Source organism: Leptospira sanjuanensis, assembly GCF_022267375.1.
Lineage (GTDB): Bacteria > Spirochaetota > Leptospiria > Leptospirales > Leptospiraceae > Leptospira > Leptospira sanjuanensis.
Genome location: NZ_JAIZBH010000001.1, coordinates 2,344,172 through 2,369,847, shown reverse-complemented (window position 1 = coordinate 2,369,847; position 25,676 = coordinate 2,344,172). Strand labels below are relative to the sequence as shown.

17 protein-coding genes and 2 pseudogenes are annotated in these 25,676 nt (G+C 46.4%); 9 read left to right on the top strand and 10 right to left on the bottom strand.

Annotated elements, in window-relative coordinates; genetic code table 11:
- Positions 1-96: 96 nt before the first annotated feature.
- From LFX17_RS10625 to LFX17_RS10615, 3 genes are all read left to right on the top strand, one after another.
- Positions 97-1,140 carry a sensor histidine kinase gene (locus LFX17_RS10625; protein ID WP_238746592.1) on the top strand — a complete coding sequence of 348 codons (1,044 nt, stop codon included), beginning with the start codon at positions 97-99 and terminating at the stop codon, positions 1,138-1,140.
- A gap of 86 nt (positions 1,141-1,226) precedes the next feature.
- A complete protein-coding gene (locus LFX17_RS10620) occupies positions 1,227-1,703 on the top strand; it encodes a Crp/Fnr family transcriptional regulator (protein WP_118955856.1) in 477 nt (158 codons plus the stop codon).
- Between the two features lie 61 nt (positions 1,704-1,764).
- Complete coding sequence (locus tag LFX17_RS10615) at positions 1,765-2,706, top strand: alpha/beta fold hydrolase (protein WP_238746590.1); 942 nt, start codon at positions 1,765-1,767, stop codon at positions 2,704-2,706.
- A gap of 7 nt (positions 2,707-2,713) precedes the next feature.
- Here LFX17_RS10615 and LFX17_RS10610 read toward each other — a convergent pair whose 3' ends face one another.
- Positions 2,714-5,779 carry a PAS domain-containing hybrid sensor histidine kinase/response regulator gene (locus tag LFX17_RS10610; RefSeq protein WP_238746581.1) on the bottom strand — a complete coding sequence of 1,022 codons (3,066 nt, stop codon included), beginning with the start codon at positions 5,777-5,779 and terminating at the stop codon, positions 2,714-2,716.
- A 252-nt stretch (positions 5,780-6,031) separates the two neighbouring features.
- Here LFX17_RS10610 and LFX17_RS10605 point away from each other — a divergent pair, with 252 nt between their 5' ends.
- Positions 6,032-7,444: a sensor histidine kinase gene (locus LFX17_RS10605; protein WP_238746579.1), complete on the top strand. Its 1,413-nt coding sequence runs from the start codon at positions 6,032-6,034 to the stop codon at positions 7,442-7,444.
- 45 nt (positions 7,445-7,489) lie between these two features.
- Positions 7,490-9,361, top strand: a complete 1,872-nt coding sequence (locus LFX17_RS10600) for an ABC-F family ATP-binding cassette domain-containing protein (protein ID WP_238746577.1) — start codon at positions 7,490-7,492, stop codon at positions 9,359-9,361.
- A 15-nt stretch (positions 9,362-9,376) separates the two neighbouring features.
- On the opposite strand, the gene LFX17_RS10595 is transcribed toward LFX17_RS10600, so the two are convergent.
- From LFX17_RS10595 to LFX17_RS20995, 5 genes and pseudogenes are all read right to left on the bottom strand, one after another.
- Positions 9,377-11,578, bottom strand: a complete 2,202-nt coding sequence (locus LFX17_RS10595) for a hypothetical protein (RefSeq protein ID WP_238730222.1) — start codon at positions 11,576-11,578, stop codon at positions 9,377-9,379.
- 203 nt (positions 11,579-11,781) lie between these two features.
- The gene (locus LFX17_RS10590; RefSeq protein WP_238746575.1) at positions 11,782-12,921 is read right to left on the bottom strand and encodes an LIC11435 family protein; all 1,140 of its coding nucleotides are present in this window, start codon (positions 12,919-12,921) and stop codon (positions 11,782-11,784) included.
- Positions 12,911-15,028 carry a FecR family protein gene (locus tag LFX17_RS10585; protein ID WP_238730220.1) on the bottom strand — a complete coding sequence of 706 codons (2,118 nt, stop codon included), beginning with the start codon at positions 15,026-15,028 and terminating at the stop codon, positions 12,911-12,913. Before LFX17_RS10585 ends, LFX17_RS10590 begins: the two co-directional genes overlap by 11 nt.
- Positions 15,012-16,862: pseudogene (locus LFX17_RS21000) on the bottom strand (adenylate/guanylate cyclase domain-containing protein); the annotation flags it as partial. The pseudogene LFX17_RS21000 and the gene LFX17_RS10585, both read right to left, overlap by 17 nt.
- Positions 16,863-17,192: 330 nt before the next feature.
- Positions 17,193-17,927 (bottom strand): annotated as a pseudogene (locus LFX17_RS20995) (adenylate/guanylate cyclase domain-containing protein); the annotation flags it as partial.
- 191 nt (positions 17,928-18,118) lie between these two features.
- Here LFX17_RS20995 and LFX17_RS10575 point away from each other — a divergent pair.
- The 3 genes from LFX17_RS10575 (at position 18,119) to LFX17_RS10565 (ending at position 21,679) form a co-directional block, all read left to right on the top strand.
- Entirely contained in the window at positions 18,119-18,577 is a 459-nt protein-coding gene (locus LFX17_RS10575; protein WP_238746564.1) for a peptidylprolyl isomerase, read from the top strand.
- Between the two features lie 594 nt (positions 18,578-19,171).
- A complete protein-coding gene (locus LFX17_RS10570) occupies positions 19,172-20,224 on the top strand; it encodes a sensor histidine kinase (protein ID WP_238746562.1) in 1,053 nt (350 codons plus the stop codon).
- Positions 20,225-20,242: 18 nt separating this feature from the next.
- A complete protein-coding gene (locus tag LFX17_RS10565) occupies positions 20,243-21,679 on the top strand; it encodes a histidine kinase dimerization/phosphoacceptor domain -containing protein (protein WP_238746560.1) in 1,437 nt (478 codons plus the stop codon).
- 38 nt (positions 21,680-21,717) lie between these two features.
- On the opposite strand, the gene LFX17_RS10560 is transcribed toward LFX17_RS10565, so the two are convergent.
- From LFX17_RS10560 to LFX17_RS10550, 3 genes are all read right to left on the bottom strand, one after another.
- On the bottom strand, positions 21,718-22,149 hold the full coding sequence (locus LFX17_RS10560; RefSeq protein WP_238730216.1) for an LIC13259 family plasminogen/vitronectin/complement-binding protein: 432 nt from the start codon (positions 22,147-22,149) through the stop codon (positions 21,718-21,720).
- A gap of 13 nt (positions 22,150-22,162) precedes the next feature.
- Complete coding sequence (locus LFX17_RS10555; RefSeq protein ID WP_118955845.1) at positions 22,163-22,630, bottom strand: four-helix bundle copper-binding protein; 468 nt, start codon at positions 22,628-22,630, stop codon at positions 22,163-22,165.
- Between the two features lie 67 nt (positions 22,631-22,697).
- On the bottom strand, positions 22,698-23,102 hold the full coding sequence (locus tag LFX17_RS10550) for a hypothetical protein (RefSeq protein ID WP_238746558.1): 405 nt from the start codon (positions 23,100-23,102) through the stop codon (positions 22,698-22,700).
- Between the two features lie 138 nt (positions 23,103-23,240).
- On the opposite strand from LFX17_RS10550, the gene LFX17_RS10545 reads away from it, so the two are divergent.
- Entirely contained in the window at positions 23,241-24,233 is a 993-nt protein-coding gene (locus LFX17_RS10545) for a GGDEF domain-containing response regulator (RefSeq protein WP_238730213.1), read from the top strand.
- Here the strand turns inward: LFX17_RS10545 and LFX17_RS10540 are convergent.
- Positions 24,230-25,618 (bottom strand): glycerate kinase type-2 family protein, encoded by a 1,389-nt coding sequence (locus LFX17_RS10540; protein ID WP_238746556.1) that lies wholly within the window; start codon positions 25,616-25,618, stop codon positions 24,230-24,232. The two genes, LFX17_RS10545 and LFX17_RS10540, sit on opposite strands and share 4 nt — an antisense overlap.
- Positions 25,619-25,676: the final 58 nt, after the last annotated feature.

The following is a 25,676-nucleotide window of genomic DNA, read 5'->3' as shown; positions in this document are numbered from 1 at the left end:
GTGAAATTTTTTGACAAAGCCGGATTCCTCCTTTCAAACACCGTAAATTTCATTTACAGTTTTGTAGATTTCGGCAATCCTATGGGTTCTGTTCGTATGAATCCGCCAAACGCAAATTCTTCGCCGGAAGATTCCGATTCCCAAGTTACACAAAGATTGGAGGAACAATTCTTTCAGATCTTTCATAAGAATCTGGCGATCAAACTCATCATCGATGTGGAGACGGGAAGACTCGTGAACGTGAGCGATTCGGCTCTCGAATTTTACGGATATTCCCGCGAGGAATTTCTCAATCTAAAAATCAGCGACGTGAATATTCTCGGTCCGGAAGAAGTGAAAACGGAAATGCTCAAAGCCAGCTCCGAAAATCGATTGTATTTCAATTTCATTCATCGTTTAAAATCGGGGGAACTTCGCGACGTGGAAGTGTTTTCCGGACCGATTTCGATCAACGGAAGAATTCACTTGTATTCGATCATACACGACGTGACCGAAAGAAATCTCACTCAGAAACGCATGCAGGAATCCTTGAAGGAAAAGGAACTGATGCTGCAGGAGATTCATCATCGAGTCAAAAACAATCTTCAGATCGTTTCGAGTCTTCTGAGTCTTCATTCCGAATTTAAGGAGGACCCGTATCTGCAAAAGGTGCTCCGCGAATGCGAACTTCGAGTCAAGTCCATGGCCTTGGTTCACGAGGAACTTTACCGTTCGGATAATCTCGCAAAGGTGGATCTGAAGAGTTATTGTTTTTCTCTTTCCTCCAATCTTCTTTCCGTGTATGGGCAGGCCGGAAAAATTCGCTTCCACAACTTGGAAAATTCTTTCTATATCTCCATCGACCGTGCGATTCCGATCGGACTGATTCTCAACGAACTTCTTACCAATTCCTTAAAATACGCCTTCGGCGATCAGGAACGCGGAGAAATTTTTCTGGATCTGAAAAACTCGGACGGCTGCGTGGAATTGGAATACCGGGACACGGGAACCGGATTCAATCTGAATCAGGCGCAAAATAAACAAAGCGGGTTAGGACTCAAGCTCATCGACATGCTTTCCATGCAGCTTCATGCAAAACTTTTCTTTCAAGCGGAGAACGGATTTTTTCTCCGAATGCATTTTACAGGATGGAAGGACTAAGACATTTTTGAGAAGCGGATCATCCGATTTCGGAACCTGCTTGCATTATTTAAACTGAGATTTACACTCGCATTTCGGGAAATATTATGCAACATACAAAAGAAGAAATTTTAAAAGAGATCTATCTTTTTTCCAATTTTACGGAAGACGAATTAGCGGCGATCGCCGAAAAGACCGAATACAAAGTATACGAACAGGGAGACGCCATCTTCCACGAAGGCAACGAAGCGAAAGCCTTTTTCGTCGTCATTTACGGAACCTTAAAAGTGCTGACCTCCACCGAAAAGGGGGACGACGTCAACGTTACCACGATTGCAACCGGGGATCATTTCGGTGAACTTCCGTTTTTGGACCCGGGAAAACGTTCCGCGTCGGTCGAAGCGATGGAGCGTTCCGAGCTTTTGAGAATTCCATACGATCATCTCAAAGCGGTTTTTGAAAAAGATTCGAAAGCATCCTTGAAATTCTATCAGGCAATTTCCCATTTCTTGGCAAAACGCTTACGAATGCTGACTCACGATTTGACATACGCGAGAGAACTTAGAAAACGATTCACGATCTAAGTTCGATGCGGCCGGATCGAAAGGTCCGGCGTTTTCCCAATTCTCCCTAAGGAATTTGAAAATGAAATCGAAATTATCTTCTTTCTCTTTCTTGTTTTCCTTCCGATCCGCTCCTTCGTTTTTCGTACTTCTTTTTCTTCTTTCCTCTTGCACCAAACTCCTCGTAGGCGGCGGGCTCTTTTACGAAAGAAATCAATCCGACGTTGAGAGAAAGGAAATTCAAGCCGCCGGTTATCGCTGGACGTATTTGGAGGGAGGTCGAGGAGAAACGATCGTGCTCGTTCACGGATTCGGCGGGGATAAGGACAATTGGACTCGGTTTGTGAGAACCCTTACTCCTTCGTATCACGTGATTATCCCCGATCTTCCGGGTTTCGGAGAGAACGAAAGAAAACCCGAGGATGAGTATTCGATCCTAACTCAGGTTTCCCGTTTGAACGAATTCACGAAAGCGATCGGATTGGAAAAGTTTCATATCATCGGAAACTCGATGGGCGGTTCCATTAGCGGCGTGTTTTCCGCGACGTATCCGGAGCGTGTTCTTACTTTGGCGTTGGCCGATTCGGCCGGAGTCAAATCTCCGATCAGCAGCGAACTGGGAACGTATCTTGCGCAAGGGAAGAATCCTCTCGTCGCGAAAAACGAAGAAGATTTCGATTTTCTAATGAAGTTTATCTTCGTGAAACCGCCCTATATCCCCGGCTTTTTAAAAAGTTATTTTTCGGACAAGGCGATCGCCAACCGGGATTTTAATGCGAAAATTTATTCCGAAATCAAATCGCAGCCGAACGTTCTCGAAGAAAAGCTCGGGAGTATTCGAACGAGAACCTGGATCGTCTGGGGGGATACGGATCGTGTGATTCATATCAGCGCTTCCGACGTGATGCTCAAGGGAATCAAAAATGCGAAACGAACGATACTCAAAGACTGCGGTCATAGTCCTCAATTGGAACGCCCGACCGAAGTGGCGGAACTATATCAGAAATTTCTAAAGGAAGAATGATACTTTTTTAGGACTGAAAGAGTAGAACGATCGTGGATTCTATGTCTTGGATCTGGATCGGTTTCGGGATATAGGCGTCCATTCCGGCGCGGAGACATTTTTCCTTGTCTCCTTCCATCGCGTTAGCCGTCATTGCAACGATCACCGGTTTCGTTTCGGCAAAGTCCTTTCGGATATGGAGCGTAGCCTCGTAGCCGTCCATCTCCGGCATTTGAATATCCATAAAGATCAGATCGTAGTTTCGGTTTTTGAGGTTGTCGATCGCCTCGATGCCGTTTAACGCAGTGTCGACTTTGTATCCCAGTTTTCCCAAGAGACGAAGAGCGATCTTCTGATTGATAACGTTATCTTCCACCAAAAGGATTTTGAGAGGAATCCGTTCCGAAAGAGGTTTTTTATTTTCTCCCTGCGCTTCTTCCCTGCGGATCAAGGTTGGAAACGCTTTTTCGAAATTTTTGCCGAGCTCATCCAACAGGATGGGTTTGAACATCATAAAAATCTTAAAACCGGGCCGGTTGAACAGACGTTCCGTAACGAGATGATACGAATCCTTCAGTTCTTTTTCCATAAAAAGAATGATCGTAAGTTTGAGGGAAGGATTCTTATTTTTAAGTTCGTCCAAAACTTCCGGCAAGGTCATGTCCGGAAAATTCAAATCGGTGAGAAAGATTCCGATTCGTTCCTCTTCACCGATCGTCTTGATCGTTTCCTTGGCGGTCCTTGTGAGCCGAACGGAAAAGCCGTTTCTTTCGCAGAACTTTTTGATTTGTTCCCGAAGCGCGAAGTCCTGAATGGAAAGAATCGCGGTCGTCGCGAGGTTTTTGGAATGCAGCTCTTGAACTCCCATCGGAATTTTATAATCGAGTCTTTCCGTAATCAGCGAAAGGGAGAATTCGGAACCGCGTCCCACCTGACTCTTAACGATGATTTCGCCTTTCATCAACTCCGCTAATTTTTTACTGATGGTCAGGCCGAGACCGGAACCGCCGTATCTTCGAGTGGTGGAGGAATCCACTTGGCTGAAGGCTTTGAAAAGAAGTTCTAGTTTTTCTTCTTCGATCCCGATGCCCGTGTCCTGCACCCGGAAGATCAATCTGAGTTTGTCGTTCGGAAATTTTTCGGCTTCGACGTTCAGTTGGATTTTTCCTTTTTCGGTGAACTTGACGGAGTTGCCGAGCAGGTTCATTAGGATCTGTCTGAGTCGGTACGGATCGGAGATGATCCAGCTCGGAACCTGGGAAGAGATCCTCGATTCGATCACGAGGCCTTTTTCCTCCGCCATGGAACGGAATAGATTGCAAACGTCCGTGCTCAGTTTCTCGGGGGAAACCGGCTGCATCTCCAGTTTGAGCTGACCGGACTCGATGCGGGAAAGATCCAAAATGTCGTTTAACAAAATGAGAAGATTTTGGCCGCTGGATTTGATGATATCCAGATATTCCTTCTGTTCCGTGTTGAGGGAAGTGCCTTCCAAAAGACTCACGGTTCCGATCACGCCGTTGAGAGGGGTCCGTATTTCGTGACTCATCATCGCCAAAAAGTCGGTCTTCGCTTTGGACGCGGCTTCGGCGATTTCCTTTGCGCGTTTTAGAGAATCCTCATATACTTTTCTTTCCGTAATTTCGTGCCAAACTGCGAGGAATACGCGCTTGTGATTGATCATCATCGGAGTCAAAGTCACTTCGGCGGAAAATTCCTCCCCGTTGAAGCGTTTGTACACGCGTTCAAACGTATAAGAGCCCCGCTTTAAAGCGAGTGATTCGAATTCGTTCAGACGTTCCTTTTTGGATTCTCCCTGAACCTCTGCGGAAAAAAAGGCGGGATACTTTCCTAAGATGAGTTTTTTATCCGGACAACGCAGCATATTGAGCGTCGCGGGATTGCATTCGAAGATGCCCGAATCGTCGTAAAGAACGTGCGGTTCGCTGGAACGTTCAAATAGGAGTCTGAACTTTTCTTCCGCGAGTTTTTTGTCGGTGATATCGATTGAAATCGCGCTGACGCCCGTGATTTCGTCGTTTTGATTTCTGATCGGATAAAACGAAAGCTCGCTGAAAACGAAAGTTCCGTCCTGATTCGGTCTGGATCTTGTGACGCTGAAACGTTCTCCCGAAAGCGCTCGATCGTAAAAATTTTTCCAGTAGAGGACGATATCGGGCGGAACTTCCTCTTGAAAGATATTGAGCCCCGCCGCGATTTTCCCATGATAATAATCGCGCATCGACGTTTCAAATTGGGAATTGAATATTAGCAATTGATAATTCTTGTCGATAGACCATATCATCGCTTCCGAATTCTCTATGATCGCATTCAGATTCGCTTCGTGTTCCGAGATGATTCTGGACTGTTCCGCCAGCGATCTCCTCGCTTGGATTTTTTCCGTAATATCTTTGATCTGTACGAGAATGATTTCGTTCTGGTCCGAGGTCAAAATCCGAAACGAGGCGTTTCCCCAGAATTTGCGGTTTTGAAACGTTTTGAATTCCACTTCCCAAGAGGAAGGTTCGCCCGATAGGATCTTTCTTTTTCGGACCTCGTATTCTTCGGGAGAAAATCCTTCGTTCAGCAAATCGGAAAACAGAGAACCTACGATTTGGGATGCCGTTTTGATTTCGAAATACTGGAGCGCCGTTTGATTGACCTCCAGGATCGTGTCGTTCTGAGGGGCGACGAGAAGAATTGCATTGGCCGATTTTTGGAAAATCATCGATCTCAGTTCGGCGTCTTTTAAAAATAGGCTGGGCGGTTCGAGAGAAGAAGATGCAGAATCCGTAAAAAACAATATTAGAATGTGATTTTGTCCCGACGGAAGGATCCGAACCTCGATTTCGAAAGTTTCCTTTGCTGAATTTCCGTATACGATCTTGTAAAACGGCGCCTTTTCTTTGGAGGAACGGGCTTCTTTCCAGAGTTTTTCCCAAGAACCGCTTTCCTTCCAGTTCCAAAGGGATGGGTGAATCTGATTTTCTAAATTCTGGGAGAAATCCTGAAACGGAGGATAAAAGCTCCAAGTTACAACTTTCCCCTCTGCATTCAAAATTAGAAAATTAGAATCAGATCTTAATGCGGTCATTTCTTCCTATAATCAAGACGAAGGGTTTTATAATTTCCTGTATTCAATTCTCAAACAAGCAAAATAAAAATCGAAAATAGCTTTGGAACGCAAAACTTTTGTAACAATCTCGTTCCCGCGAAGTAAACGATTTCGGGAAAAAAGGAGAGAGATCGGTTCTTTTTGATAAAACGCTAATTTGTCTTGAACCGGGTTTGATTGACTTTCCGATCCTACTCTTTAGGATGCCTTTATCAACGTATTGTTAAACGAATGGAACCGCTTCCCATTACAGAAGAACGTTATCGTCTGCTTTTCGATCTTTCGAGAGACGGAGTCGCCGTCCATTCGGAAGGGAAAATTCTCCGAGCCAACGATGCTTTGGTAAAGATGCTCGGCTATGATTCTTTGGAAGAGGTTCTCGGTAAACCCGTTCTTCAGTTCGTCCATCACCGTTCTCAAAATGTCGTAAAACAAAGAATCCAAAAGATGAATCAGGAGGGTGTGGGCGTCGGAGTTCTCGAAGAGGAGTTCATCCGAAAAGACGGCTCCACCTTGTTTGTCGAAGTCGTTGCGAGCGCGTTTTTCGAAGGAGAGCGTCAGTTCGTACAGGTCATCGTGCGAGACATCAATTCGCGTAAACGCGCCGAACTCGAATTGGAAAGACTTCGCTCCAAGCTGCAGATGACTCGGGAGCGTTTGCTCGGAGTCATCGAAGGAACCAAAGATTCGATCTGCGCGGTCGACATCAACTTTCGGGTAATCGCGTTTAATTCTTCCTTTGAGCTGAATTTCTGGAGACTTTATGGAAAAAAAATCGAGCCCGGAAATCTTCTACCGGATATGATTCAGGATCCGCTGGAACGGGCGGTCGTGATCGAGAACTGGAGCCGCGCTCTTCGCGGAGAAGTCTATACGATCGAAAGAACGATGCGCGGTTTTGTTCAGGATGTGGCGACGCTGGAGATCAGCTTTAGTTCGATTCGGGATTCTTCGCACAATCTAATCGGCGCGACGCAGATCATCCGAGACATCACCGAACGAAAACGGGCGGAAGAAAAACTCAAAAAAACTTTGGAAGAAAAGGAAGTGATGCTGAAGGAGATTCATCATCGCGTAAAAAACAATCTTCAGGTAGTCGCGAGCCTTTTGGGTTTGCAGGCGGAACATTCCGAGAACGATCAGATCTCTCAGATCCTCAAGGAATGCGAGCGAAGAATCCAATCGATGGCTCTCATTCACAAGGAACTCTATCAATCCGAGAATATTACAAAAATCGATTTTTATGATTATCTAAACACTCTTCTCGTGAGTCTTCTTCATTCTTTCGGTAAGGAAAAGAAAATCGAATTTCGGATTTCGTCCAAGCCGAATTTCGTTTCGATCGAAACCGCGATTCCTTTGGGATTGATCGTAAACGAACTCGTGACCAATTCCCTCAAATACGCGTTCCCGAACGAAGAGAAAGGTCTGATCTCCGTTAAACTCAGAAGCGACGTGGAAGAGTCCGTTCTGGAAGTAGGCGACAACGGAATCGGTATGCCGAACGGGTTCGATCTCGGCAAATCGGAATCCTTGGGACTGAGACTTGTCGAAATTCTTTCCAGACAATTGAGAGGGAAGTCTTCGTTCGTTCCGGCGGACGAGGGCAAAGGAACCAAATTCCAAGTTCGATTTAAAATTTAAAACACTTGTCCCCAGTCCTTTCGCTCGCGACCCTGCAACTGTCCTATGAATTTAATCTCCGTAGATAAGATCTCGAAAGAGATCGGCGCCAAAGTCCTATTGGGTCAAATCAGTTTCGGAATCAACGAAGGGGAAAAGATCGGAATTCTCGGAATCAACGGTTCCGGTAAAACGACCCTTTTGAAACTACTTGCGGGTTTGGACGTTCCAGACAGCGGACAAATTCTTAAAAATAAAATTCTTCAGATCGCCGTCTTATCGCAATCGCCTTCCTTCAATCCGGATCATACGATTCTCGAACATATCTTTTCCAGTCCGAGCCCGATTCTGAAAACGGTGCGCGCCTATGAGGCGGTTTGCGGCCGTCTCGATTCGGGGGACGCGAACGTCGAGGAAGAATACAATCGGCTTATGCAGGAGATGGATCGTCTCGGTGCATGGGAACTGGAATCCTGGTTTCGTTCCGTTTTAAAAGAATTGGAAATTCCCGATCTATCCTTAAAGATGAGTTCCCTTTCGGGCGGGATGCTCAAGAAAGTCGCCCTGGTTCAAACCCTCATCGAAGAATCCAATCTTCTGATTTTGGACGAACCCACCAACCATTTGGACGTGGATACGATCTTGTGGCTTCAGGATTATCTGATCGAAACGAAAAAAGCGGTCATCCTCGTAACGCATGATCGTTACTTTTTGGAAGAAGTCACGGATCGGATCATCGAATTGGAAAACGGAAATCTTTCCTCCTTTCCGGGAAACTTCGGGTTTTATCTGGAAAAAAAAGCGGAACTGGAAGCCAATCGCGAACGGGCCGAACACAAGGAAAAACAATTTCTAAAGAAGGAATTGGAATGGCTGCGCAGACAACCGAAGGCCAGAGGAACCAAACAGAAGGGAAGAACCGATCGCGCACTCGAAGTGTTGAATCGAAAAAAAGCGGGAAAGGAAATCGTTTTGGATTTTTCCGTTTCGGGAAGAAAGCTCGGAAAGAAAATTCTGGAATTAAAAAATCTCACGAAGTCGTTTGGCAAACCGATTCTATCAGGTTTTTCTTATACGTTTAAGAACGGAGAACGAATCGGGATCGTAGGACCGAACGGCGCCGGGAAATCCACTCTGCTCAATTTGATCAGCGGCCGCGAAAAACCCGATTCGGGAGACGTGAGCGTCGGAATGAACACAAGTTTCGGTTACTTCGATCAAATCTCCAAGGAACTTCCGGGAGAAATGAGAGTGATCGATTATATCAAGAAAGAATGCGGAGTTTCCGTAAAGATGAGCGACGATCGCGTATTGAGCGCGGCGGATATGCTGGAACTCTTTTTGTTCGACGGACGTTTGCAGGCGGGCACTATCAAGAATTTATCGGGAGGAGAAAGAAGAAGACTCTATCTCGTCGCCATTCTGATGACCAATCCGAACTTTCTGATTTTGGACGAACCTACCAACGATCTCGACATCAAAACCCTTTCCGTTTTAGAGGAATTTCTCGCCGAATTCGGCGGATGTATTCTGGTCGTTTCCCACGATCGTTACTTTATGGATCGAACCGTGGATTATCTGTTCGTTTTCGAAGGGGACGGTGCGGTCGAAAAATTTCCGGGAAACTATTCCGAATATTTGGAATATAAGAATTATCTAAATAAACAGAAGGATAAAAAGCAGCCCGAAGTCAGACAAAAGGAAACCGACTCTTCTAAAAACAAGAAAGGACTGAACTTCAAACAGAAGAAGGAACTCGAAGCCTTGGAAGCGGAGATTTCCGAATTGGAGGACGAGGAACGCAAACTCACCGAACTTCTCCAGTCGGGAAGCGGAAAACCGGAGGAACTCGCAGTTTCGGGAAAACGTCTGACAGAAATTCATTCCCTTCTTCCCTTAAAAATGGAACGCTGGGAAGAACTGCAGAGTCTGCTTTAGAATAACAGAATTTTCTTATGGAACGCAGGACCCGTTGTGTTCCTTAACTCCGATCGAATATCCGAAGGAACCTGCCGGAACGGGAGCGGGGGCCACATCCGACGTTCTTGGATTTCCCAGAAAGTCGTTTTGATACAGGGTGATAAACCCTCCATAAGCCGGATCGACTCCTCCGTAGACCGTACCGCATTTCGAAGTCGCTCCGATGAGATAATACGTGAGCGGACCCGTCGGCGGTAAGAATCCTGGATTGTGGCTGAAGTTCTGATTGTTGACCGTTGCAAGGTTCGTTAAACAAAGAACGTTGTTTCGTAGCGGTCCGGGGTTGCCCGCACAAAGTCCGAAACCGAAGACCGGTGTTTGTGCGAGGGTGGAACAGTTGAACAGATTGTTTCCTTTCACTTCCAGGTTTGCTCCGGGAGCGACCCCGAAGTTCAAACAGATCCGGCTCGCAGCCGTTCCGTTCGTAAATATCTGATTGTTCGCGATCTTACTTTCCACGCCGGAACCGACGGAATGAACTCCGAAGGATTCGGACGTTCCCACTCCGCCGAAGATCGTATTGTGGAGAAGATGAATGTTTGTGGAGTTCACGCTTTGGAAGCGCATTCCCGAAGTGTTCGCAGCCGTTACGACCGGGCTTCCGATTTGCTGATACGAGTTGACTACGTTATTCGATACGATGAGGTTTTGCGCCCCGGTTAGGTTTCGAACCAGAAGCGCCGTTGAAAAATCAGCCGCGGAAGAACCGACGTGAGAAGCTCCGTTCAACCAGTTGCTATAGATTACTCCCCAGCTTCCATTGTTATAAATCCCCGCGGAGATGCTGTTTCCGCTGCCCCCGACGATGTAATTGTAGGATATGTTTAGGTTCGGAGTGATTCCGTACGCGGCCACTCCCGAGCGAATCGTTCCGGCCGTGTAGGCGCTGGCCGAATCCAATCCTTGAATGACGTTACCCGCAACGATCAACTGGGAAGCACCGGTTGCGATTCCGTTTAAAAACACACCCGTGGCCCAAGGGTTGTTCGGGTTGGTTTTGATCGTAAACATCGTGATTACCAAATTGCTCGTCATCGTTGCAAACGGAGGACCGGCAAAAATCGGAGCGCAGGTAACTCCTTCCGTCGCGCCGCAGTTTCCGGGAGGAGAAATATCTTCAATGATGGCGGGATGTGTCGTGGAATTTCTTTGCGTGAACGTGGAATCGAAACCGCCTAACAGATTCACTCCGTCCTTCAGATCGATTCTCTGAGTCGCGTTATCCGAAATCGAATAGGTTCCCTCGGAAACCAATACGAAACAAGGAACAGATGCACAAAGACTCACTGCGTATCGGATCGAAGCGCACGCGTTTGCGACGGTGTCACAGTTTCCAGCTCCCAAACCGCCGGGCCTTGTGTATTTCACTTCGTTCGCTATCGTATATGTGAATGTGAGCGGTAAACCGTTGTTATACGCTTTCCCCGTTCCCGGATCGGTGCATCCCGTTAAACGGACATACTGATTGACTCCCGTCGTCCAAGTGCCGCCCGAGTTGATTCTCACCGTATTTGCTGTCGGAAACGAAAGCGCGGAAGCCGGGTGACTCGACTTGAGGTTTCCCGCGGGAGTATTGACTGCGTCCAATACGCACGCCGTTACGTTTTTCGAAAACGTAAGAATGATATCCGATGCTGGAAGTAAAACGGTTTGATTCGGAGGATTGGCGTTCGTAACGCTCAAACAGTTGATCAAAATCGTGTTGGCGGAAGTCATCACACCCGTCGCGTTAGCCGGAACTTCGAATTGGCAGACGTGATCCTGAGGACTTGCAATAATTTGAATGGAATAATTCGATTGGTCCGGAATGGGAGAATTGAAAGCGTACGTTCCATCGGCGCCGATGTTGAGCAGATCGACTCCGCCGCTGCGTACTTGCAGGCTGCCGCTGACGCTGGAAGAAATTCCGAAGGCTTGTACGGAGAGAGGGTAGGATCTTGTGGAACAGGTCACTTCTACGTATGCGAAAAACGGAGATAGAATTCCGCTGGGATTGGAAATCGAACAATCGATGGCAGGGGTGGTCGAAGGCTGACTGTTTACCTTTACCTCGTAGGAAGAATACCGCGCTTTCTTTTCCGAAAAAGCGTAATCTCCGTTTGTGGAGATGGAAAGCGTTTCGTTGTCCTGATTGGCAAGGACGAGAACCCCGCCGGTCAATCCGGATACTTTCACGTTGAGCGGAATAGGGGTTTGGGAAAGGGAAACGAAATTTGCAAACGTAAAGGTGTCTAAAAAGGAAGTCCCGGAGGGCTTTGGGATACAATTAGAGAAGGAGATTCCTGCAAAAAACAGAATCCGGTACAAACGGAGGCTGGCTGACGGTCGCGTCGCTTTTTTCACGGAATGAATCCTTAACTATAAAGAACAACATAGTTTTATAGGAAAATTTTCATCCCAAATTCAAAAGAATTCGGAAAAAATTGACTGGAACTGCGACCTCCTTGCCCTGCATCGATTGTGCTTGTTTTGAAATAAGGAACATAGTTACGGTCCGATTCGGAAACCGTCGTTTTTGTCGTGGACGGACCGACAAATGCCGCATCTGACACATTTAACAAATAGAGAAGGGCGACAATCCCTAAAGAAATGTTGAACTGATTGTAATGCGAAACCGCGTTCGAGTAATCCGATTGAACCTGCATGTAATTGAAGGTTGCAAAAGGGAGTAACGCAGGGTTATCCATGAGCAAAAGACTCTGATTCAAGTTCTTGCTTTGATCGAGAGTCGCCAAACTCGAGTTATATTCTCCGTATTGCTGCGCGGAATAGGCGACCGCACCCGCGATCAAAATCGGAAAAATCCAGCTTCGATATTTTTTGTCCTGGTTGGATTGTCCCCAGCCCGGTAAAACAGCGGATTGCATCGCCGGTCCCCATTGGATTCCCGGACTGGCGACTCTTTCTTCCTGTTCCCCTCGTTTCACGATTTCCGCAAGTTCTTGTTCGGTATCGGCCAAAACCAAAAATCCTTTTTTGGCGGTCTTTTTGTTTCTTGGGTTTTCCAAGGAAAGAGTATAACTTCCGTTTTTGAGATTCAAACCGTCGATCTTGATTTTGATTTCTTTCGAGTTGACGTATTCGAATTCGGGTTTGATCGTTTCTCCGGAAGGAAGAAACAACGTAACGTTCATAGCTTCGGTAAAATTATCTCCTTTTACCGTGAGAACAGGCCCGAGTTTTTCTTTTACAAGTTTGACGTTCGAGTCCGGGTCCACAAAGGGCGCGCGGGAAAGAATCACCTCAAAGGCGATCCATTCCGAAAATACGGAAACTCTTCCGAATTTATTGAGAACTCCGATCCTATGATCGTAAACTCCCGGTGGAAGATTGACTTCGAAACGGGTGGACTTGGTTTTTTCTCTCGTGATTCTTCCGCTCGAATCCTTGATCTCTACGAGATAACCGCCCGCTTCGGGCACGGGCTTCCATTCCAAATACTGATTTTCTTCCTCGCCGAAAACGGGGAGTAGAAAAAGGAACGAAAGAATGAATATACTATGAATTCTATTCCACATAAATTTCCTTCGGCGAAAGAATTTCCGGAGGTCGGACCGTTTTACTCAGCTTGATCTCGAAATTTCTGGAAACCGGAATGGTGAACTTAGTCGCGCCGGTTTTATCCTTGTATTTCGCGGAGATTCTCCACTGAAACTTACCTTCTTCTAAGATTGCAAAATCCTTAAACGAATAAGAATCTCCTTTGAGTTCTCTTTTCCAGATCGACTTATTTCCTTTCGCTCTTAGCTCGAAAATTTCAAGAGTAACGGATTCCGTGTTTCCTTCGATTTCCCAACGGAAGTCGATGCTGTCCCGATTGGAAATATCGATCGTCTCTTCGGTAGCCGGGCTGTTCTGACTTAGGAAGGGCGCATTGTCCGAAGTCTTGAACGACTGAGTTTTACTCGTCAATAAATTCTCCCCGTTCGATCCGAGCAGAGAAACCTTCCAGAAGTATTCACCGACGGATGGAAGTTGGACGGTTCCGGAAGAAGCACGGAAATTCTCCCGAATCACGTTTCCGCTGAATTCGGAATTTTTGGCTACCTCTAACTTATATACACCTGCGGGCTCGGGTCTTTGCCAACGGAAAGTCAATTTTTGATTGGCCGGATGCCCCAATTCCTGTTCGTTTGAAGGGAAAAGTAAGTCGAGCGTTTCGAGCGCCTGGATCTTAAACTGACGACTCGGCGATAGGACCGGATCTCCCTCTTTTGCGGCGGCTCTGACTCTCCAGAAATAGGTTCCCGCGTTTGCGATCGGACTCGAGGTTAGGGAGAATGAGTTCGTTTTTTTGCTGAAAAGAAGATTCTTAAAGTCGCTGTCGTTTGCGATTTCGAGCGTGTATTCGCTCAGATCGGAGGAACCGGACCAAACGAAAAGGCTTCCTTCTTTGGAAAACTTGCGGAGGGAAATCTCCTCCTGATCGGAAGGTTTTTTCAAAATCGGAGGTTCGGCCTTTTCCAGTTTACGGATATGAAACGAAATCGCTTCGGAGGTCGACGTTTTCAAATCTTGCATCGAAGGTTTCGGGGTTACGCGCGCGTAATAGGTTCCTTCCTTCGTTTTTTCCCAGCGATACAACGTTCCCTGGATTTCCTGGGTAAGAATCGATTCCTTAAAATTCTTGTCCTTGGCGAGTTCGAGAATATAACTTTTACTCAGATCCACGGGCGTCCATTGAATGACGACGCTCGGGGGAGAAGAAGTGAACTTGAAATCTTCCGCTTTTGCCGGTGCAAAGACCGACGGTTGTAGATTTCCGAGAACGGTCAAGGAACGGGTCTCGCTGTATTCCGGTTTACCGGTTCCGGGATGGAGCGCGGTGACGCGCCAATAATGTGTTCCTTTTTCCAAAGACTTGTTTAGCGAAATGGAATTCGATTTCGAGCGGGAAACGTTTTTCGTAAAGCTTGGATGATTCGAAATTTCTAACGTATAATCCTTTACGCCTTCTACCTTGTTCCAACCGAATGCGATCGCCGCGGTATTCGACGGAGTTTGCACGAATTTTCGTTCCGTTGGAGTTGTGAGAGAGATCGACAAGGAGCGGATTTCCGATTTTCCGTTTTTCAGTTCGATGGCTTGGTTGTTCGTAACGTTCGATTCCTGATTTCCGGATTTGACCTTCGCGTTTCCTTTGGAAACTTCGAGATTCAACGCCTGGTCCTCGGACTTGGAAAGTTTCAGGTCGCCTTGGTTGACTTCGACGGTAGTTTCGCCGCTTTTGATTTTGAGTTCGGTGCCGCTGTCTTTGTTTGCCGAAACCGATCCGTAAGCGAAGTCGATGGATAAGTTCTTATCGGAGAAGTCGAGAAAGATCATGCTTTTTTGATCGAGTTTGATTTCGGTTCCGTCGTTCAAAACTAAAACCGCTTCGGCTCCGTCTTCCGTGCGGACCGTATCCCGGTTGCGGACTTTCATTTCGGTTTCGATTTCTTCCCACATGACTTCCGAATCGAACTTTCTCTGCGCTTTCCGGTTTTTGAATATGATTTTACCGATCTCCGGGTTGGTCCCTTTTTTGTGGCCCGAAGTGATATGAAGGTATAATAATATACTGAAAAGGATTACGAGTCCCGTAAGAAAGGTGACGACGTATTTTCCCTCAGTCAAGTATCTCATACTTAACTTCTTCTCCGGGCTCTCCGCCTTCCGATTTTTCCTTTTTAGGAGGTTCCCAGACGATACCGATTCGGTTTCTGAGTTCTTCTATGTTTTTAGGGCAGTTCGGATCGTCCTTTCGACCGAGAACCGCATAGATCACCTGAGGCTCGGATTTCCCCTTTACTTTGATGGACTGCATCTTTTCGACGTTGAACAGACCGGGAACGTGATCCAAAAGATCCTGCGTGATGAGAATGTCCGTTCCGAACGGTTTATTCAGAGCTTCCACGCGGGACGCCAAGTTCACCGCGTCTCCGATCACGGTGTATTCCAGACGTTGTTCGGAGCCGATTTGACCCGCAATGACGGGGCCGTAGTTTAAACCGCAGCCGATTTTGATGATCGGTTTTTTATCGCCGCCTCTACCTTGGTTAAAACGAAGAAGCGCCTCTCTCATCATAAGCGCGCCGTTGACCGCGTTGACCGCGTCTTGATCCGAAGTTTTCGCAGCTCCCCAGGTCGCCATGATCGCATCTCCGATAAACTTGTCCACGATCCCGTGTGTTTCGTTCACACAATGAACCATCTCGGTCATGTACTCGTTTAAGAATTCGACGACTTCTTCCGGTTGAAGTTTTTCGGAAATCGCCGTAAAACTGCGTATATCGGAGAAGAAAATGGCGCACATCTTCCTTTCTCCGCCGAGGGTAAGTTCCTGTTTCAGAACCATTTCGGCGATTTCTTTATTTACGAAACGTCCGAGAGCGTCCTTTACCTTTTCCCGTTCTTCCAGACCCTTGCCCATGTCCACGAAGTAATCGGTGAGAAGGCCGACCTCGTCGCGGGTCGTGGAACTGATTCCGATCTTGAAGTTTCCGCGCGCGATTTCGGTTGTTGCGTGCAAAAGGTTTAACAGAGGTTTGGTGATCGTCTTCGCAAAGAAGAAAACGATGATCAGCGCCAAACAAAGGGCGATCCCCATGATGAGAAGATTGGTTCTTTGGATCCGATAAACCGCTTCAAACGCTTTTTCTTCGGCGACGATGGAAACGACAGCACCGCCTCCGAAACCCAGTTTTTGAAACGAACCGAACCAGGACTTTCCTTCCTTGTCCTTGTATTCGGATTGTTTCGTGTTTTCGGCGCTGTTGACCATGGATTCCACGATCGGAAGATTCATAAAGTTCGTGTTGGACTGGAGAAGTTTCGGATCGGAGTGTGCGATCAAATCTCCTTCTCCGTTCACGAGAAATACTTCGGAAATATCCTGTTTTTGGAATGCGTTTAGGAATTTTTCCAAACGCAGAATCAGGACGAGAACTTTCGGATTGGAACTGGAGGATGGGATCGCGATCGCGAAGATCGGCTCCTTGAATTCAGCGCTGAGATTCTCCATTCTGCCGCCGGTCAAAACGGACTTGGTGATCAATCCCGGACGGCCCGCGATCAGATCGGAAATTTCTTTCGGAGAAACCTTGACCTCGCTTAGATACGGTTCGTTGAAGAATTCGTTGATCGAAGAGGGCACGTTGTTCTCGATTTGAAACAAACCCGCATAAATAAAGTCCGGATCGTTTTGAAAGAAAATATCCGCGAACGAGAGCCCTGCTTTTCCCTGCGCGAGCGCGCCGACGATCTGTTTTCCGTTGGAAAGAATCTCGTTGATGTCGGTTTTGATCTTTAACCCGAGAATATTCACTAAATTTAAATTGTTTTGAAGAACCCGAACTTCCGAATCTCCCCGAAACGCGGAAGACGCGAAGAAAATGATCGTGGAAACCGTGATCGTCATCAAAAGAGAAATCACCGCCATCAACTTGATCTGAAGCGGAAGTTTCGTTTTAGTCGAACTTCCCGAAGTTTGTTTGTCGCTATCTTCGGTCGGACTTTTTGCAACGGGAGAATTTTGATTTTCCGAAGAAGCGGATTTCTTTTTTACGGAATCCGTTTCTTCGGCCGACCGTTGTGATGCGGCTTTGTTCTCTTTTGCGCTCGCCTCTTTAGAAGTTTCCGAAGGAACGATCGATTTTGCGGAAGCCGCGGAACCGTTCGCGGATTCGATTCCATTCGTTGTTGGCGCGGCGGAAACGGTTGCCGAAACGGTTTCCGTTGCCGGATTGGAATTCGAAACGGGAGGAGGCGAAATTTCCGTAGCTACGGAAGAAGAATGCGGGGGCGGATCGACGGGAATCTCTTTTAATTTTTGATCCTCATCCAGATCATCGATTTCGATCGCGTGGATCGGAGAAGATTGGAAACCGACCTTCTGAATTTTACGATCCTCTTCCGTAAGAGGAACCGCTTTGATCTTTGTAAGATTTTCAACGCCCGGTTCGTACTGAATCTTATACTTTAAAGCGGACGGACGTCTTCCTTCTCGAACGAGATGGGAAGAAACGGAAAATTCTCCCGGAGGGATTTCATGAAAGGAATGCGGGTCCTTGTGTCTGGAAAGAAATTTCCGAAAAACCGCTTGGTCTCCGTCCGGAGCCGAATAACCGAAACGGGAAAGCCGACTTTCGAGTTCTGAATCGGAGAGGGAAGGATCGCTCGCGAGTAAAAGTTTGGATAGAAAAAGAGGAAATCTGGATTCGCAATCCGGTTCGATCAGGAAAAGAAGGTTTCCTCTCTTCAAGAATTTTTGAATTTTCAAAAAGGTGCCGAACACCGAGTCGTTGGTTTCGGGGCCCGGAGGAATCTGAATCGAAAGAACCGTGACGAGCGGATCAATGGAGTCTAACGTTTCCGCATCGATCGAATGATCGTTTGAAATGACGCAGATCGTGCCGATTTCTTTCTTTGCGATTTCTTCGGAAAGAAGGGAAAGATCGGTCCGGGATTTGGAATTTGCCCCCGAAATAAATAGGAGAGCGCCCGAAGTTCCGAATGGAAGATAACGATGATTGATTTCTAGCATGTACGAAGACTCTCTGATCCAGGAAAAAATAATTCCACCGTAAGGAATATTCTATTTTCTCCGGTCATTCACCTCTTTATAATATAATTAGTTGATTCGGCGTTTTTGTTTGTTTTTCGCAAGAAATCGCTTTCTGCTATACTCTAGTTTCGGAAAATGGGAACGAATTCTTAAAATAGAGGAAAACTCTCATGGCAACTGCGGTATTTAAGACAAATTATGGAAATTTTTCGGTCTATCTGGACGAGGAAAGGGCTCCAATCACTGCGGGAAATTTTATCAAATTAGCAAAAGACGGATTTTACAACGGCCTTACATTTCATAGGGTTATCAAAAATTTTATGATTCAGGGCGGTTGTCCGACAGGAAACGGAACCGGAGGTCCGGGTTACAAAATTCAGGACGAGTTTCACAAGGATCTAAAGAACGCGAAATACACTCTATCTATGGCAAACGCCGGGCCGAACACGGGTGGATCGCAATTTTTTATCAACGTAAGAGATAATTTCTATTTGGACAACCGTCATGCGGTGTTCGGCAATGTAACCGAAGGAATGGACATCGTAGAAACGATTTCGGAAACCGAAACCGGTTTTCAAGATAAGCCCACCAAGTCGGTTGTGATCGAGTCGATCACCGTTTCGGAATAACAACCTGGCCCGGCCAACCGGGCCAGAAACTTGTCGCTCATTTTTTTTAAATAAGAAAAACTGAATCTTTCAAAAGCTATAACTTATTTCCCTCCTCACCCGGCCTCGGGAGCGTTCTGATTATAATCTGGCTCCTTTTGTGCACGAATCTATACTCCTTTTTTAGAATACTAATCATCGATGCGACCGCTATAAATGATTGAATCTTTTTCGTTTTTTCGCTTCTTTTTGAAAGAAATTGATCGAAAATCCTTTTCTCTCGTTTTTGTCTTCAATGCTTTTCCCACGGGAACAAAGCGAGTTTTGTCAATTCATTTTGTCATAAACTATACAATTAGGCAGTTTGGATTACTTCCAATGATTTAGAGGAAGGTAAATTCGAAAAAAAGAATATTCTGAAATTCGTAAAAAAGAAAGAAAACAAAAAACCAGGATTGACATTTTTATCGAAATATCTACTTTTTAACGTCAATAAAGATCGTGTTGGGAATTTTTTTGAATCGTAGTTTCCAAACATTGGAATTACACCGAGGGTTTGGCTTTTGAATGTGGGCGGAGTCTTTTTTAGGCGAAGAATTTCAGGAGTCCTTCTAAGTGACTGATTCTGAATATCAGTGGGTCGATCTTCTGCAAACGCCGATCGGTGTTTTGGATGAAGGGTTGCGTATTATAAAGTGCAATTCTTCTTTTGCAAATCGATGTTCGGGAATTTTTTCAGAAGTTGGGAAGAGTCAAACTCTGGATCGAGTTTTGCAGTTTCAAAATCCTTCTCTTTTGGAAGAATTCAAAAATTCTAAATTAGAAAAACCGATATTTTTCCGGGAACAATTCCTGAATTCTTCGCAGGAAGAATTATACGTAAGGGGTTCTTTGACTCGGGTTCGATCCGGAAACGAAGAAGTTTTATTCTTAGAGATTTCCGAATTTACGGAATCGACAAAATCGAATCTAAAGGAAAAGGAAATCGCCGCCTTGGTTTCCCGATTGTATCACGATCTACAAGAACCGATTCGAAATCACAATGCCTTTCTAAAATTGCTTTCCGATCGCTTTGTAAACGAATTGAATCCGAAAGGAAAGGAGTTTCTTCGGATCGCAAGAGAAGCCGGAGAGCGTCTCTGGAATCGGATCCAATCTCTTCTTTCGTTTTTACGAATCGAAAAAGAAAAGAACGTCTTTCGAACTCTTTCGTTGGAAGAAGTCTGGAGGGATTCTCTCGATCCCGTCAAAGACGATCTCAAAACGGCGAACGCGAACATATCCGTGGAAGGAATCTTTCCTCGGATCGTTGGCAACGGTTTTCTTTTACGGGAGCTGTTTACGCAGCTTCTTTCCAATTCGATTCGATTCAAACGACCGAAAGAGGCTTTGATTCTTTCCGTTTCTTGTTCTATGGACGACGGATGGAACAAGGTTCGCGTTCGAGACAACGGAATCGGGCTCGAACAAAAGTTGCAAAAAGCTTCCATCGACTTATTCAAAACATTTCATGAATCGAATGAGTCGGCCGGACAAGGAACAGGTTTGTTTTTTTGTAAAAGGATCGCGGAACTTCACGGAGGAAGTTTGGAAATCGAAACCGGTTTAGCGGAAGGTTTCGGAGTTTTGATTCGTTTTCCTAAAGAGTTTCAGTTAGAACAAATATAGATAGAGAGTTTCCTTTGTATGTTTAAAGATTCTTTTTCAGTTCTTTTGATCGAAGACTCGAATGCGGACTATCGCCTGATTCAGGAATATTTGGGCGAGTCTCAAAGTCCTTCGTTTCAAATCAGCCGTAGTGCGGATTTTTCCGGCGGTCTTTCCAGCATTTCCAAAGAAAGTCCCGATTTGGTTCTACTCGATCTTTCTCTTCCCGATCGAGCCGGTTTGGAAGCGTTATCCGAAATCAAACGTAAGTTTCCGCAGATTCCTGTCATCATCTGCAGCGGAGCGGAAGACAAAGAAATCACAGTCAACGCATTGCAGATAGGAGCGCAGGATTACGTTTACAAAGGAAAATTCGATTCTTACTCGTTGAGCCGTTCCTTGGTTTTTGCATACGAAAGAAATCGTCTCGCATTGGAACTCGAAAGGAAGAACGTCTTCGAACAGGAAAGCGAAGAACGATATCGTTTATTTTTTCAATACAATCCGCATCCGGCTTTTTTATTCGAACACGATACGTTCGAGATTTTGGAAGTGAATCAGGCGGTTCTGGAAAAATACGGTTACGAAGAAAGGGATCTGATCGGAAGGAACGTGCTTCATATCTTCGATGAAAAAAACTTCGAAGCGGTAAGACGGGAAATTCTTTCCTTCCAATTCGGGGTCAACCGTGCCGCTTCGATAACCCATAAAAAGAAGAACGGGGAAGAATTGATCGCGGATACGACCGTGTATAAATTTCGTTATCGAAATCAGATTCTGGATCTGGCGGTGATTACCGACGTGACCGAGATGGTTCGCAATCGCGAATCGATTCTCGCGTCTTTGGCCGAAAAAGATACTCTGATTCAGGAGATTCATCACCGAGTCAAAAACAACATGCAAATCATGGTTTCTCTTTTGAATCTACAGGCGGACAACGCGATGTCGCGCGATCTTACTTCGAAAGAACTATACGGTTTGTTAAAGGACACGGAGAGCCGCGTATTTTCGATGTCCTTGGTCCACAACGAACTCTATAAATCCAGGGATCTTTCCCACGTCGATTTTGAGAGTTATCTGAATATGCTTCTGCAAAATTTATGGAATCTCTACGGTGTCGATCCCAAGATCAAACACTCAATCGACGCGAGAGGATTGATCCTCGGAATGGACGTAGCGATTTCCCTCGGTTTGATCGTATGCGAACTTGTGACGAACGCCATCAAACACGCGTTCTCCGAGAACCAGGAAGGCTCGTTGAAACTTACCGCTCAGTTGGAGGATGGAATGATTACCGTTGCGATCGAAGATAACGGAAAAGGAATTCCGGAAGAATTCTTGAATCCGGATCATGAAACCTTAGGATTGCAGCTCGTGACGATTCTTACGAAACAGATTCAGGGAAAACTCGAATTGGAAAAACTGCATCCGGGTACCCGATTTCAAATCCGTTTTCCGGAACACGAGCACAAGTAGAGAATCGGTTGCGGAGATTTCCGCAACCGATCAGTCGTTTAGATTTTTTTTCCGCAGCTCTTCATGGAAGGATCGTACGGGTTTTGTATCTTGTCTCCGGAAGCGATCCATTTCTTTTTGACCATGGGGCAATAAAAAACGTGCATTCCGGTGGATTCATCTTTTTGAATATACTCTTTTAACGCTTCCGAAAGTTCGGAATACGCTTCCAGTTTCGCTTTTTCTTCGGTCGCGCTTTTTAATTTTTCAGCGGCTTTGAGCGCGGGGGTTAGGGAAGAATCGCGAGCCGCTTCTTGTTGCAGGACCGCGATCAGTTTATCCGCGACAACTTCCTTGCCGTTCAGAAAAGACTGATGAATCTGATTCAATTCGGCGAGAACTGTCGGTCTCGTGGGTAAAATCGACTTCGCATCCAAAAGAGCGACATTGAACAACAGGATCAGGGAGAAGAGGATTGTTTTCCGTTTCATTTAATTTCTTTCCTTACGCGACTTTTTTCAGTTCGGCGATACATTCTTTGCAGCTATCCGCACAGTTTTTGCAGATTTCATGATGGGATTCGTGGACCCTGCATTCTTTCTCGCAGGCTTCGCAAGCTTTGATACAGATCGCCGCGACTTCTTTCGTAAGCGGAGAATTGGAAGCCCCGAGACTTACGAATGCTTTGCAGAGAGCCAACGTGTCTTTTACGGTTTTGAGACAATCCGCGAGCATCGTATCGCCGGTGGAAAGATTCTCCTCGCAATGAGCGAGACAGATCTCCGCGTTTAAGATGCACTTGTTCGCGGCCTCCAAGGTCTTTCGATCGACCTTTTTAGAAGTCGGTTTGTCGTTCTTCTTTGCCGGAGCTTCGTGGTGTTTGTGACTGGATTCTTTCGCTAAAAGAGATCCGGCGGATGCGAACGCGAGAAGCGCCGCGGATTGTGTGATGAGTTCTTTTCTAGTTAACATATTGAATATTCCTTTTTTCTAAAATTTGAGTCGATTGTAAAACGAAGTCGGAAAGGGAAAAGAAGGATCAGATCAGAAGTCGTACCGAGGAAATCGAGATGAGAACGGATTTTTGGGAGTCGTATTTCGAGCTTCTCGAATCGGCCGTACGGAAAACGAGAAATTTTCCGAACGAAGGAGGGAACACGTTCCGGATCGAAGAAAGAACCGAGAAATAATTTCTATCCAATTCCGGGGATGGGAGATGGACGGATTCCTGCGAAACGACCAAGTCGCAGGAAGAGCAGGTAGGAACCGGATCTTTTGCCTTTTCCGCTTGATGACAAGGAGGAAGATCGTTTTGAACCGCCGGATTTGCGGACGCCCACGCAGGGCAGCGATTTCCGGAAAGCATCACGGTAAAACAAACCAACGCGACTGTCAAACCGGTCGCGCCGAAAAAAGCAGCCAAACGTTTCGCTTTTCGGTTCATTCCTCCCCTTAGACTTCTCCAACGGAAGCTTCCGGCAAGAAGTTTTTAAAAAATTCGTTTGATTTCATTGCGAATTCGACGGAGCTTTGATCCTTCCAGGCTCGGCTGATTTCGAAAAACCGAGGAGAAAAATTCGTGATGAATTCGATTCTGATTTTAGACGATGCTCAAGAGAATTGTATGCTGATGCAGGGAATTCTCCGCAAGTCCGGCTACAAGGATACGCAGACGAGTCAGTCTCCCGATGAAGTGATCGATTGGCTCAGTTTGAAAACCGATGATCCTCCTAAAAAAGAATTTTCCCTGATACTTTTGGACATCCTACTTCCCGGGATTACGGGGCTTGAAATTCTCAAGATGATCCGAGAAAAGGACGAACTCAAAGACATTCCCGTCATCATGATTACCGCTCTCAAAGAGGCGAACGTTCTTCAGGAAGCGTTCGACTCGGGCGCGATTGATTACGTGGTCAAGCCGTTTGACGGCACCGAACTTTTGGCTCGGGTTCGTTCCGCTCTTCGTTTGTTCGAAGAGATGACTCGCAGAAAGGAACGGGAGAAGGAGTTGGAAAAACTCACCGATCAGCTTCAGGAAGTGAACGCGTACCTCGTCGCGATTTCGAGAACGGATGCGTTGACCGGACTTTACAATCGAAGATACTTCGACGAGGTTCTCGCGACGGAATGGAAACGCTGTTGGAGAACGGGAACGAGCGTTGCGCTTTTGATGTTGGACATCGATCATTTCAAACTCTACAACGATACGTACGGTCACCAAGGCGGGGATCAGTGTTTGAAGCAGGTCGCAGCCGCGATCCGGGATTGTGCAAGAAGAGCGGGCGATGTCGCGGCCCGCTACGGGGGGGAAGAGTTTGCGATCATTCTTCCCGAAACGAGCGAATCCAACGCGGTCGTCGTCAGCCGGAACATCTTAGAAAAGGTGGAAAAACTCGCGATTCCGCACTCCGCCTCCAAAACCGATTCGATCGTAACGCTTAGCATCGGAATGGCGACGCTCAGCCCTAGCCCCGAAAACTCGATCGCGGAATTGATCGAGCGCGCGGACAAGGCCTTGTATCTCGCAAAGGAAGAGGGAAGAAATTGTCTTCGGTTTTATCCGCAAGGCGACTAACGTTTCTCGTTCGGAGTAATCCACAAAAATTGAATGTCGTTTACGTTGGTTCCCGTCGGGCCGGTAAACACCAAGGCTCCGGCCGACCGGAGCGCTTCATACGAATTATGATTTTGTAAAGCGGAATTCGGATCGTTCGTTTGTGAGATCCCGTTCCAAGTCGTTCCATCCACGATCGCACCGGCAGCATCGGTCGGTCCGTCGCTTCCGTCGGTCGCCAAGGAGAAGAGGGTGATTCCGGATTCTCCTACGATTTGTTTGGCGAACGCGAGCGCGAGTTCCTGGTTTCTTCCGCCTTTACCTTTGCCGTCGTGTGTTACCGTCGTTTCCCCTCCGCAGAGAATCAAGAGCGGAGTTTTCGAATTGGAGACGGCTTCCTTCGCGATCGATCCCAAAAAGAATCCGGCTTCCTTCGCTTCGCAATCCAAGCAGGAAGTGAGAAATAAAATCGGAATATTCCGTTTTCTGCATTCGGTTTGTACCGATTCGAGCGCAAGTCGAATGTTTCCGATACAATGGACTGAATTACGTTTCGATTGCGATTCGGAGTCTTCGCTTGAAAAGGAAAAATCGCGGGGAGATGGATCGGGTTTCGGAGAATCTCTATCGGATTCAAAGGAGGAGATCGCCTTTGATTGCGGGATTTTTTTTTCAAGAAGCGATTTGATTTTCGAATCCGAAGGTAAATGATAGTGTTCGAATATTCTGAAAATGGAATTCGGATCGATTTTAGAAGGAATCGTGGGTCCGGACGCGACCTTGGATAAATCGTCTCCGAGTACGTCGGAAAGAATCAGAGTGATCGATTTTGCGGGAAGAATTTTGGAAAGAAGTCCGCCGCCTTTGATTTCCGAAAGAAGAATTCGAATCGAATTGATTTCGCGGATATCCGCACCGCTCTCCAGAAGGCGTTCGTTCCAAACGATTAGATCTTCCAAACTAAGTCCCGCAGCGGGGACTTCCAACAAGGCCGAACCTCCTCCGGATAAAAGAACGAGCGCCGTGTCCTCCGGTTGTAAGGATGCGCAGAGTTCTAAAATTCTTTTTCCGCCGGCGATGCTGTTTGCATCCGGGACGGGATGTCCCGCTTCGAGAATCTCCAGTTTAGGAAATTGATTTCCGGATAAATGTCCGTATTTGGTGAGAATCAATCCTCCGGAAATCTGGGATTCCAGAAGTTCGTAAGCGGCCGCCGCCATCGGTTCGGCGGCCTTGCCGATCGAAAAAAGAACGATTCTTCCCGAAGGCCGATTGGATTCCAGAAAACGCCTCACCGCGGGACCGGGTAAAGAACTGCGGATCGCAATTCTTCCCAAATGAAACAAAACGGAACGGGGAGAATTCAAATCCAAGTTCGAAGTTTCGTTCCAAGAAAGAGCGGGCATACGATTTTCCAAGTTGAACCGATTTCCGAAAAAAGAAACATTTTTCCGATTCGGATGC